This window comes from Pseudoalteromonas sp. Isolate6 (assembly GCF_022398435.1).
In the GTDB taxonomy this organism is placed as follows: Bacteria; Pseudomonadota; Gammaproteobacteria; order Enterobacterales; family Alteromonadaceae; genus Pseudoalteromonas; species Pseudoalteromonas galatheae.
This window is the reverse complement of record NZ_JAKEVK010000157.1, coordinates 1-11247: the sequence shown is the minus strand read 5'-3', so window position 1 is coordinate 11247 and position 11247 is coordinate 1. Positions and strand designations below refer to the sequence as shown.

Genomic DNA, 11247 nt, shown 5'->3' with positions numbered 1-11247 from the left:
AATATAAATAGGATCTCTCTCATGGTATTAAAAGGTAAACTTTTGGCAGTTGCCATTTCCGCAATTCTCCTTTCCGCTTGTGGTGGTACTGAACATACAATCGTAAAAGTAGACCCGCCAACACAAGACAATGGTAACGATAACGATGGTCATGATGATCACGATCATGGAGATGCGATCACAGACGCAAATGGTCGCCTGATAGTCACTAGTGCAGATAGTAACGTTGTGAATGTGTACTCAACGGCGGATAAATCACTTATTGACTCAATTGGTGTTACTCACTATCCAAAATATGTATATAGCTCTGAAAATCACCGCTTTGCTGTGTTGGTGCAACGAGACCAAGGTTTAGTGGAATTTATTGATGGTGGTTTATATGAGGAAGAGCATGGCGACCATCACCATACTCATGAAGAAGCGCCTGCACTTGCTTCGTTCCATTTAGAATCAGTGAAGCCAACACACGTTACAGTGGGTGAGTCGGGTATTGCTGTATTCTCTGATGGCGACAAAGACAGTCAACAGAATGCCGGTGCAGCAATGTTCACTGAAGCGCATATTAGCGGCGAGCAAAGCGAAGTCGCTGCGCTACATTATGACACTTACATGCACGGTGCAGCGCAAGCTCGAGGCGAATTTCTAATTAGTACGATCAGAGACCCTCAAACCGAAACTTCTCTACCTTCGCAAATTGGTTTATATCATGCGCATGGTGACCATTTCCATCAAGAGCAAGTATTTAACGTAAGCTGTCCAGCACTTCACGGCAGCGCACAAAATGAAGAAGCAGTGGCATTTGGTTGTGGTGATGGTGTTGCGCTTATCACTCAGCAAGGCGAAAGCTTCAGTGCAGTAAAACTCGCCAATCCAGATTACTTTGCTGACGGGCAGCGAATTGGCACCCTTAAAGGTCACCATGATGCAGAGCAGTTTATCGCATCAGCAGGTAATGATGTGCTGATGGTTGACCCAGAGCATGGCCATATCGAAAAGCTTGAATGGCAAGTAAGTGATAACTATCGCATCGCGAGCTTTGGATTTAGCTTTGCGGGTGAGCATGTTGTAGTGATGGATACAGCAGGTAAGCTCAGCATTTTTGCCGGTCATGATCATGATGGTGAGCACCATTTTGAAGCAGCAGGTGAAGTACAAGTTAGCGATGCCGATTTAACTACGATGCCAGAAGGTCACGGTTTCCAAATTACATTCTCTCATTCAGAGCAAGCGGTATATGTGAGCGATCCAATTGCAAAACAAATCAAAAAGTTTGATTTAGAAGAAGCCAAACTAGTAGACACGTTTGAACTAGATTACGTACCAGAAAAACTAGTATGGCTTGGTATTGCAGCAGAGGAGTCTCACGACCATTAATACTTAGCTAACTCATGTAGTCCCTGACAATTTTTAACACTGTAGATAGTGGCTTTGCCACCTTAGTTAAGCTAAGGTGGCTTTTTTTAAGGAAAAAATATGAAAATTAGAGCAGCCACCATCAACGACTTAACCACACTTCTAGACTTAGAACAGCAAGTGATCGAAGCGGAGCGTCCGTATAACGCAGCAATCAAATCGCAAGACGCCAAATACTATGATCTCGAAAAATTACTCACTTGTTCGAATACGTTAGTGGTTGTTGGAGTAGTGTCAGAGCAAATAGTGGCGACAGGGTATGTGCAGATCAGAGCATCGAAACAGCAGCTACAACATTCGCAGCATGGTTATCTTGGTTTTATGTATGTAACACCTGAGCATCGTGGTAAAGGTTTGAATCAAGAGATCATGGAGCACTTAATCGCTTGGTGTAAAACCCAAAACGTCAACGATTTTTACCTTGATGTATACAGTAGTAACGCCGCAGCAATTCGCGCTTATGAAAAAGCGGGATTTACACCTTGCCTGCTGGAAATGAAGCTACACCTCTAGGTCACAGCCAACCTTTGTGTTTAAAGAATAGGTAAGGCGCAAAACCAGACAGTAGCATAATAGCAATGGCAAAAGGGTAGCCCCATGCCCAGTTTAGCTCTGGCATATTATTAAAATTCATTCCATACACACTGGCAACCACAGTGGGTGGCAAAAATACGACAGAGGCAATGGAGAAGGTTTTAATAATTTGGTTCTGTTCGATATTGATAAAACCCTGCGTAGAATCCATCAAAAAATTCACTTTATCGAAGAGAAAGGCGCAGTGCGACATTAAGGTTTCGATATCTCGTGTGACTTCCCGTAGCGTTTCTCGCTCTTCAGATTGCACCCCCACATGACGCATTAAAAACGAGATATTGCGCTGCGTATCCATCAAACATAAGCGCACTTTACCATTGGCATCTTCTAGCCTTGAAATACGACTAACGGCTTCTTCTAGATCTGAGTCTTCTTCCTCAAGTACATAGGCACTGAGCTTTTCAAGCTGGTGGTGCATATCCTCAAGCATATCCGCGTGGTTTTCGACTTTTTGATCGAACAAAGTCACTAACAGCTGTTTTGGGTTATCGCACGCCACTTGCCCTTTACGCGCACGTAGTCGCAGCAATCTAAAATCCGCAAGCTCGTCATCACGAATGGTTAATAAGCAGTTCTTTTGTAATAAGCAGGCCACGGTCACCGTATTAAAACGCCCATCATTGGGAGACATAAACAAAGCGTGTACATGCAGACCTTCGCTGTCGATAAAACAGCGCGAAGAGGCTTCAATTTCCTCTACGTCATCCGCACCAGGAAGGGTAATATTTAGCGTGTTTGCAAGGGCAACTCGCTCCTCCTCAGTGGGATTAATAGTATCTATCCAATGGGCGTTTTTGATCGCTATTTCAATCGGGGTGTCGGCGCTTGGTTCCATTTCGGAAATTACACCGTGTTCAATCGAAAAAAACCTCAGCATCTCATTACTCTACACGACGACTCTTTGGCAAAGTATAAGAGTGAATGTATTAATCAACAATGACAATCCAAAGGTTATCTGCAGATTATTCAGCTTGATAGGTGTAGATATTACGTGCCGCAACCGAGTTATTCATGATTGTTGTGTAATTAGCAATCAATTTAAAGCCATGGCGCTGAAATAAATGATTCACCGCTAAGGCATCTACTCGACAACGAGTGTGGATAGGTTGGCGAGTAGCGGCTAAGGTGTCTTGCAGTAATTGCTTGCCAATTCCTTTGCCGCGAATATTCGCATCAACCATAAAGTTCGAAATGTACAGGCCTGACGTAAGATCAAAGCGCGCCTTATCTTTAAAATGCGCGATTGGCACTAGCGACAAACTACCAATAAGTTGCTGTGTTGAATCATCAAAAATAACGCGTACTTCGCCTTCTTCGATTTCCTTTTCCATAAGCAAGCGAATGGCTGCTTGGTCTATTTCTTCATTACGTGGCGGCGCTGAAAAAGTCGCGATGTATAGCTCAGTAAGCTGCTCAACAATATCGCGGGTTGGGGTAGAGATTATTTCAATCATGCAGATGCGCTCCGTGTTTTTGGATCAGCTTGATAACTTTCAAGTAAGTGCTCAATATTACGTTTAAACAACTCGCTGGCATGTTCTGTTAGTACCGTATTTTTCGCTATCGCATGGCCTAGATACAAGTTGTATAGCTCGTACGCCGCGCACTGCGCATCAAGCTCAGGATGAAAAATACCGCTTTCTATCCCTTGCACAATTTTATGCTTAATATAGCTAAATAATCGGTTATGTTGCTCGGTAACTTTGGTATGAATAGGGCTGTCTGTATGGCAATTAAACTCAACCAACGCTTTGATAAACGGGCAAGTTGAATGTGGCTCATTAAATAGTTCACGAGTCCAGTCGGCCCAAATAGAAAAGAGCATCTTGAGTTGTACAAGGGGATCTTGGTGTCGTGCCGGTGCGACGACATGCAGCATAAATTGATCTTCACAGTAATCGAGGATCGCCAACTGCATATCTTCTTTACTGTCAAAATGCGAGATAAGCCCGCTGCGAGACAAGCCACAAAGCTTTGCCATAGAACCAATAGTGACTTCTATCAAGCCATATTGGCTACTAAAGCGCATACCTTGCTCTAAAATGGTTTGTCTCGTTCTCTCGCCTTTGTTCATCACTTATGCAGTTATTCTTTGAGTAATACGTTGAATAACGCCAGTATCGCCTAAAATGCGGCGATGTCCAAGGCCTGAGGTTTGGATTAAACGTTCAGGAGCGGCTGCGATAAGCGACTCTACGTGTTCAAATGGCGCAAATCGGTCCTCGGTATCGTGAATAAATGTCGGCTCAAACTTAAGTACACCGTCGTGGAATTTATCTCTGATCAAATGCCAATGCGTGCCATACCTTGTGGTGATAGCGCCCAATACTTGGTGTAGCATTTTTTCAGAAATACCCGCTCGCCCGACGCGCTCAAACATCAGCTCAAAAAACTGCACGGGAGTTGCAACATTAATAACCACGCGATTTTCTAGGCGATAATCCGGTAAGTTCATCAGCGCCACAGCGCCCATAGAATGTCCCACCAAAGCTACGATATCATGGCGATCAGCTTCTAGCTTCTCAATCAAAGTATCCAGTGCCTCAACAAAAGCCAGCAAATGGGCTTGCTTACCATGAGATTGTCCATGACCAACATGATCAATCGCCACAACGCAAAATCCCGCCGCAACGAGTTCTGGGATCAAAGTATCAAAGCAACTGCTGTTATCGGCCCAACCATGACTTAACACAACGGTCTTCGGGCCAAGGCCAAACACGTTTACATGAACGCGACCGAGCGAGGTAAGAATATTGAACTCACCATTGGGTTTTTTATTTTTAAACTGATATTGACGCTTACCATGCGGACTCATCAGTAATACCTGACCTAACCTCGAAGTAATAGGTGGCGCAAGCGTGCACATAAGCCCTGTGACACCACGACTTATCTTAGTGATAAGCGAGCCGTCTTTATCGTTAAAGTAGCTGAATTTCATCCTGACCTCTAAAAAAGAACACTTGTACTTTTATTAAAATAGAACAGTTGTACTTTTTTGTAAAGCATAACAATCACCTTTTAATATTGCAGCTGGTTAACTATGCGATACACCCCCATCATGTTGGAGCTAGTTCACCCAGCGATACACCTCCGCGTAGGAGCTGGTTTACCCAGCGATACACCTCCGCGTAGGAGCTGGTTTACCCAGCGATCTTTACCAAGCACCAACCGCAGCACAAAGCCCCTTATACTGACTCCACCCCTCCGTGTAGGAGCTGGTTTATCCAGCGATCTTTACCAAGCACCAACCGCAGAACAAAGCCCCTTATACTGACTCCACGCCACCGCGTAGGAGCTGGTTCACCCAGCGATCTTTGTAAAGCGTCAACCGCTGCACAAAACACCTTATACGGACTCCACACCACCGCGTAGGAACTGGTTCACCCAGCGATCTTTGTAAAGCGTCAACCGCTGCACAAAGCACCTTATACGGACTCCACACCACCGCGTAGGAGCTAGTTTACCCAGCGATCTTTTTAAAACGCCGGCTGCGGATTACTCAAGGCTATGAGGGGCATACCCTCAAAAAGGTTTGTCTCTAAAAGCACCGTATAAAGTGAAAAACGATGAAAATATTTCAATTTACGTAAAATTTCCCTGAATTTATGTACTTTTTATGTGATGTGGTCGTGATTGGCTTGTCTTTATATTTAACTAAATGTAATGTTTGGGTTAATTCAAATAATACCGTAAAATGACAGTGGATTAATGCAAACACCAGAGGAATATGAGGTAAGCCAGCGGATAGGTAGGTTAATACTTGGGTTAAAGCGTACCAGAGGTATGACCCGAGAAGATGTCTGTAAACGTTTAGGTATAGGCTCGCGCACGTTAGACAATTACTTAAACGGGGTGAGCTCATTTAAACTTGGGACATTGTTAAAGTTTGCAGATCTATGCAAGGTAAAGCTGGCTGATATCTTGGATGATACCGAGGCGCTGAAGCGCTTGTATCCTGAGAATATTAAAGATAAAGGCAATATCTTTTTGCTATTTATGAGCTCTATTGTCAGCGTTTTAGTATTTGAAGTTATCTTCATTGCACTACTGATCTTGTTATTTTTTTATGCGCGTAATGACAAGAATTGCCAAAGCATTGTTGCAATTTTTATATTTGCTTTTTCGTTAGAAATCGCCGTTGTTTACTGGCTTAAATTTGTATTGATCCCAGCTATTGAAAGCTATTACATTGAAAATATCTATGCTTTTGCGACTCAACTTTTACTGAGTTTACTGCTGGCGTTCATGATCAAATACAGAATGTTTTTAGGTGCGTGGTTTACCAAAGGGAATTCAGCCAGCATTTTTGAGAAAAACCAAGTAGACGCGCCGCTTTATGCGCTCGCGTGTACGTTAGCTTTGATTGATTTTGCCGCATTGATGGAAAACTTTATCCGTAACCTAGAGCATTTAGGTATAGATGAAGAAGTTGCCAAACCATTTTGGGAGCTGACCTTTATGTTTGATTACTTTGCTTATATTAAGGCCGTGCCTTATCTGCTCTGCATGTTTGTTTTATACGCAGGAATAACAGCGCGCCGTAAGCAGGTTTTAAATAAAGCAAATGCTGCGCCCATACAATAATGTGAAGATTTTCCCATAAAAATAGAGAAGTCTGTGTGTTTTTAATTATTGATTTTATTGGTCTGCTAAATAACAAATAAGCGGGTGTAGTAAGGGTTGCTTAAATCAATTGATACCAAAAATTCAAATATAATGATAAGTTTGTTTCTGTTTTGGGTTGTTTTGCGAGTGTGCACCTAAAAATAGTACTGTCATCTACTTGTCTTTATATTTAACTGGATGTAAACTTTTGGTTAATTTGGTTGGGGTGATTGAGAGATATGGTGGGGCGATGCAGACGCCAGAAGAATACGAGGTAAGCCAGCGTATCGGCCGACTGATACGTGGGCTAAAGCGCAAAAAAGGGATGACCCGAGAAGAGGTTAGCCGGCGTTTAGGTGTGGGTGGCAGGACCCTTGATAACTATTTAAATGGCTCTAGCTCCTTTAAGCTTGGGACATTGCTTCGGTTTGCTGAAATCTGTAAAGTAAAGTTATCAGATATTTTAGAAGATACAGATAAGCTCTCCGGCCTGTATGGAGAAAAAAGTGAGGAAAAGAACAATGAAGGCTGCACAGAAAAAGCCGATAAAAATAGTCCTTAGTCGTTCATTGTGTAAGCTAGTTATTGGTGGCACAGGTGTGAGTACTGGAGGAGGTCCCAGAGTTCAAAATGAAGTTTCTCCAAATGAAAAGTCTAATGGTTAAGGTGTGTCATGAAAAGTTTGTTTAACCTATCTTTATTAACCTGTATTGTCGCAACAATTTGTGCAACTTTTGTTAGTGCGACTGTTTTAGAACTCTTTTTTCCTGTCGCTTTACTAGTCTTAGTCGTAATGTCCAAAGATGATATTAATAGTCAACTCTTGACATTATGCTTTGCATTTGTGTTTACTTTATCGGCTATTACCTTGTATGCACTTAAAACGATGATATTCCCGCTGATAGGTAGTAACTTTCTCGAAAATACATACATATTTTCTGCTCAGCTAATACTCAGTCTATTATTACTGTTTATACTGAAACATAGAATGACCATTGCTGTAATAATAACGAAAGGGAAATCCGCGTCGGTATTTGAAAAAAATTATGCAGAAGGTCCACTATATTTTCTAGTACTTTTACTTGTTTTTACTGATTTCTCTGCCTTAATGGAGAATTTTCTTCGTAATCTAGACCGGATGGGAGTTAATGAGGAGACTGCCAAGATGTTTTGGGAAGTAACTTTCTTTTTTGATTACTTTGCATACTTGAAAGCCGTCCCAATATTTTTGTGTATCTTTCTTCTGTATATAGGTTTAATAGTACGAACTAAAAGGCAGCAAATCCAAAATTAGCTAAATCTTATGTAAACGCAGTAGCTTTCGAATACTGCGTTTCAATTTCATATTGCAAACATCTGCCACAGTTAGAAAGCATGAGCATTTTATTCTCCTAGTTATGTTTCAACCTCAATACCTATGCAGCTCTCATCTATTAGAGCATGTACTTGTCTTTATATTAAACAAAATGTAATGTTTGGGTTAATTTGATGTTTTGGTTAAAGGGAAAGCGGGGCGATGCAAACGCCAGAAGAGTACGAAGTAAGCCAGCGTATAGGACTACTAATAAAGGGCCTTAAGCATAAACGCGGGATGTCGCGAGAAGATATATGCCGCCACCTCGGGATTGGCATGCGAACGCTAGACAACTACCTTAATGGTGTTAGCTCTTTTAAGCTTGGCACGTTAATGAAGTTTGCCGATCTCTGCAGAGTTAAACTCGCTGATATTTTGGATGATACCGAAGCGCTCTCGCGACTATATCCAGACAATATGAAGGACAAAGGGAGTATTCTTACGCTTATCTTGGGATCTATTGCTGGGTATTTTCTTATTTTCGAATCTATCGTATTCCTCCTTCTATTACTTTTGTTTTGTTGCTGCTACAAAGATAAGAATAGTCAAACTATCACAGGCATTTTCCTCTTTATTTTTGCACTTGAGGTCGTTGTCGCATACCTCTTGAGGTTCATTATTTTCCCAGCTGTTGAAAGCTATTTTTTCGAGAATATTTATGCTTTTGGGTTGCAGTTAACTCTTAGCCTCATGTTACTGTTTTTACTTAAACATAGAATGACGATTAGTGTATTTTTAACTCAGGGAAGATCTGCATCTGTATTTGAAAAGAATGGCATAGAAGCCCCAATTTATTTTTTAGCAATGACGTTAGTGCTTATCGATTTTTTGGCCCTCATGGAAAATTTTATTCGAAATTTGGAGCGCTTGGGGGTTAGTGAGGAAACAGCAAAGATATTTTGGGAGCTGAGATTCCTTTATGATTATTTCGAGTACCTCAAGGCAATCCCAATTTTTCTCTGCATCGCTTTACTTTATGTAGGGTTTATCGCGCGAAGAAATGCTCCGCTACAAGTTAGAGCTACACTGTAACTTTAGCAATAACGAATTCAGTATTAATAACAGGTTATATAGAAGGATCGCGAGGCGATGCAAACGCCAGAAGAGTACGAAGTAAGCCAGCGCATAGGACTGCTAATAAAAGGTCTCAAGCATAAACGCGGGATGTCGCGAGAAGATATATGCCGCCACCTTGGAATTGGCATGCGAACGCTAGACAACTACCTTAATGGCGTAAGCTCTTTTAAGCTTGGTACGTTAATGAAGTTTGCCGATCTCTGCAGAGTTAAACTCGCCGATATTTTAGATGATACTGAAGCGCTCTCACGACTATATCCAGACAATATGAAGGACAAAGGTAGTATTCTAGCCTTGCTAATGACTACGGTAGTAAGTGCTACAGTTTTTGAGCCGATCACCTGTATTTTACTTTTTGTCTTAGTTTATTTATGTAAAGAAGATCAAAATAGCTTATCGCTAACTTTGATTTTTGCAGTTGTGCTTTCACTAGATGCAGTAATGGTATTTTACTTAAAAAATATTGTTTTCCCTGTGGTTGAAAGCTATTACATCGAGAATATTTATGCTTACGGTGGCCAGTTAATCTCAAGCCTACTGCTGTTATTTCTGCTCAAGTACCGAATGGCACTTTCAGTTTTTTTCACACGTGGTAAATCAGCCTCGGTATTCGAGAAAAATTACGTGGAAGGACCATTGTATTTCTTAGCGTTAACGTTAGTGCTTATAGACTTCTTTGCATTGATGGAAAACTTTCTTCGTAATTTAGATCGCCTAGGTATGGATGAGGAAGCGTCTAAAATATTCTGGGAAGTTACGTTCTTTTTTGACCACTTTGCGTATCTAAAAGCTTTTCCGACACTATTGTGCATTACTCTGTTATATATTGGATTGCTCGCACGTAAGAAGAGCCGCCAGCAGCTATCACACTTTTAATAACAATAGATTAATTATTAGATTCAGGAAACGGTAGGTCGATGCAGACGCCAGAAGAGTATGAAGTAAGCCAGCGCATAGGACTGCTAATAAAAGGTCTAAAGCATAAACGCGGGATGTCTCGAGAAGATATATGCCGCCACCTCGGGATTGGCATGCGAACGCTAGACAATTACCTCAATGGTGTTAGCTCTTTTAAGCTTGGTACGTTAATGAAGTTTGCCGACCTCTGCAGAGTTAAACTCGCCGATATTTTAGATGATACCGAAGCGCTCTCGCGACTATATCCAGACAATATGAAGGACAAAGGTAGTATTCTTACGCTAATCTTGGGTTCGGCTTTTGGCGTAATTATTTTTGAATCTACTTTATTTATCTTATTGTTAGTTTTGTTCTTTTACTCTTACAAAGACAAAAATAGTCAGCTGTTGACGCTTTGCTTTGTAGTAGTATTTTTGTGTTCAACGGTAGCTGTATATACACTGGAGAACTTTATTTATCCGATAGTGGATAACAATTTTATAGGAAACTCTTGTGCATTCTTCATCCAGCTATCACTCAGCCTTTTATTACTCTTTTTGCTAAAACATCGGATGGCTTTTGCGGTGTTGCTTACCCGAGGAAGAAGTGCCTCTGTGTTTGAAAAAAACTATGCGGAGGGGCCATTACATTTCTTAGTTTTGACCTTAGCGTTAATAGATTTTTTTGCCTTAATGGAAAACTTTCTCCGTAACCTAGATAGAATGGGTATAAATGAAGAAACCGCAAAGGTGTTCTGGGAAGTAACCTTCTTTTATGACTATTTTGCTTACTTAAAATCAGTGCCTATGCTGCTGTGTGTCGCGGTACTTTATATCGGTTATATCGCACGTAATCAAACATCGCGAGCTGCTGAAAATGTTCTGTAATAGTGTATGAAAAGTGGGAGTTAAAACTTTATTTCTAGCGAAAAAAGAGTGCTAGTAGTAGCACTCTTGTCAATGCAAAACTCAACAGCAATAACCTTTAGTTGCTAGTCCATGCTTGGGGCACTGGAGTACACCAACTCAATTAGGTTATTCATCGTTCTTGATTTTTGCATATAAGCTTTTTCCATATGAGCAAGCTCTTGTAGTTCAAATAAGGTCGTTTCTACGAGTGCCAGCCACTTTTCTGTAGTGTCTGGTACCGCTTCACTTTGCTTTGTTGCTTTTTTTAGTGCGTCGTAATAAATAGTTAAGTCACGATATTGGCTTTGATAGTCCATTGTCGTTCCAACCCGTCTCTTTTAATTTACAGCAAGGTAACAGGAATTCTCAGCAGAAATCTGCGGAAAATAATTTTTTTAC

General features: G+C 41.3%; 11 protein-coding genes and 1 pseudogene. 7 read left to right on the top strand and 5 right to left on the bottom strand.

The features are described from left to right. Positions 1–1374 (top strand): hypothetical protein (locus L1D50_RS17285; protein ID WP_239966478.1); only part of this gene is annotated, 1374 nt, incomplete at its 5' end. Between the two features lie 99 nt (positions 1375–1473). Beyond that, positions 1474–1926: a GNAT family N-acetyltransferase gene (locus L1D50_RS17280; protein WP_039496544.1), complete on the top strand. Its 453-nt coding sequence runs from the start codon at positions 1474–1476 to the stop codon at positions 1924–1926. 1 nt (position 1927) lies between these two features. On the opposite strand, the gene corA is transcribed toward L1D50_RS17280, so the two are convergent. From corA to L1D50_RS17260, 4 genes are all read right to left on the bottom strand, one after another. Further along, on the bottom strand, positions 1928–2884 hold the full coding sequence (corA, locus tag L1D50_RS17275; protein WP_010603700.1) for a magnesium/cobalt transporter CorA: 957 nt from the start codon (positions 2882–2884) through the stop codon (positions 1928–1930). Positions 2885–2969: 85 nt separating this feature from the next. Next, the gene (locus tag L1D50_RS17270) at positions 2970–3461 is read right to left on the bottom strand and encodes a GNAT family N-acetyltransferase (protein ID WP_239966477.1); all 492 of its coding nucleotides are present in this window, start codon (positions 3459–3461) and stop codon (positions 2970–2972) included. After that, complete coding sequence (locus L1D50_RS17265; RefSeq protein ID WP_039496548.1) at positions 3458–4081, bottom strand: TetR/AcrR family transcriptional regulator; 624 nt, start codon at positions 4079–4081, stop codon at positions 3458–3460. The genes L1D50_RS17270 and L1D50_RS17265 overlap by 4 nt, the downstream gene beginning before the upstream one ends. Before the next feature lie 3 nt (positions 4082–4084). After that, positions 4085–4945: an alpha/beta fold hydrolase gene (locus tag L1D50_RS17260; RefSeq protein ID WP_239966476.1), complete on the bottom strand. Its 861-nt coding sequence runs from the start codon at positions 4943–4945 to the stop codon at positions 4085–4087. A 770-nt stretch (positions 4946–5715) separates the two neighbouring features. On the opposite strand from L1D50_RS17260, the gene L1D50_RS17255 reads away from it, so the two are divergent. The 5 genes and pseudogenes from L1D50_RS17255 (at position 5716) to L1D50_RS17235 (ending at position 10827) form a co-directional block, all read left to right on the top strand. Further along, positions 5716–6591, top strand: coding sequence for a helix-turn-helix transcriptional regulator (locus L1D50_RS17255; protein ID WP_239966475.1), 876 nt, complete (start codon positions 5716–5718; stop codon positions 6589–6591). A 271-nt stretch (positions 6592–6862) separates the two neighbouring features. Further along, positions 6863–7108, top strand: a pseudogene (locus L1D50_RS17250) (helix-turn-helix transcriptional regulator); the annotation flags it as partial. A 1020-nt stretch (positions 7109–8128) separates the two neighbouring features. After that, positions 8129–8998, top strand: a complete 870-nt coding sequence (locus L1D50_RS17245) for a helix-turn-helix transcriptional regulator (protein WP_239966474.1) — start codon at positions 8129–8131, stop codon at positions 8996–8998. Positions 8999–9055: 57 nt separating this feature from the next. After that, on the top strand, positions 9056–9919 hold the full coding sequence (locus L1D50_RS17240; protein ID WP_045988337.1) for a helix-turn-helix transcriptional regulator: 864 nt from the start codon (positions 9056–9058) through the stop codon (positions 9917–9919). Positions 9920–9960: 41 nt separating this feature from the next. Next, positions 9961–10827, top strand: a complete 867-nt coding sequence (locus tag L1D50_RS17235; RefSeq protein ID WP_239966473.1) for a helix-turn-helix transcriptional regulator — start codon at positions 9961–9963, stop codon at positions 10825–10827. Between the two features lie 104 nt (positions 10828–10931). Here L1D50_RS17235 and L1D50_RS17230 read toward each other — a convergent pair whose 3' ends face one another. Further along, a complete protein-coding gene (locus tag L1D50_RS17230) occupies positions 10932–11165 on the bottom strand; it encodes a hypothetical protein (RefSeq protein ID WP_010369844.1) in 234 nt (77 codons plus the stop codon). Positions 11166–11247: the final 82 nt, after the last annotated feature.

What these genes read in the sequence shown, in the direction of transcription:
- L1D50_RS17280 (WP_039496544.1), top strand. Translation starts at nt 1,474, where the DNA reads ATGAAAATTAGAGCAGCCACCATCAACGACTTAACCACACTTCTAGAC.
- corA (WP_010603700.1), bottom strand. Translation starts at nt 2,884, where the DNA reads ATGCTGAGGTTTTTTTCGATTGAACACGGTGTAATTTCCGAAATGGAA.
- L1D50_RS17270 (WP_239966477.1), bottom strand. Translation starts at nt 3,461, where the DNA reads ATGATTGAAATAATCTCTACCCCAACCCGCGATATTGTTGAGCAGCTT.
- L1D50_RS17265 (WP_039496548.1), bottom strand. Translation starts at nt 4,081, where the DNA reads ATGAACAAAGGCGAGAGAACGAGACAAACCATTTTAGAGCAAGGTATG.
- L1D50_RS17260 (WP_239966476.1), bottom strand. Translation starts at nt 4,945, where the DNA reads ATGAAATTCAGCTACTTTAACGATAAAGACGGCTCGCTTATCACTAAG.
- L1D50_RS17255 (WP_239966475.1), top strand. Translation starts at nt 5,716, where the DNA reads ATGCAAACACCAGAGGAATATGAGGTAAGCCAGCGGATAGGTAGGTTA.
- L1D50_RS17245 (WP_239966474.1), top strand. Translation starts at nt 8,129, where the DNA reads ATGCAAACGCCAGAAGAGTACGAAGTAAGCCAGCGTATAGGACTACTA.
- L1D50_RS17240 (WP_045988337.1), top strand. Translation starts at nt 9,056, where the DNA reads ATGCAAACGCCAGAAGAGTACGAAGTAAGCCAGCGCATAGGACTGCTA.
- L1D50_RS17235 (WP_239966473.1), top strand. Translation starts at nt 9,961, where the DNA reads ATGCAGACGCCAGAAGAGTATGAAGTAAGCCAGCGCATAGGACTGCTA.
- L1D50_RS17230 (WP_010369844.1), bottom strand. Translation starts at nt 11,165, where the DNA reads ATGGACTATCAAAGCCAATATCGTGACTTAACTATTTATTACGACGCA.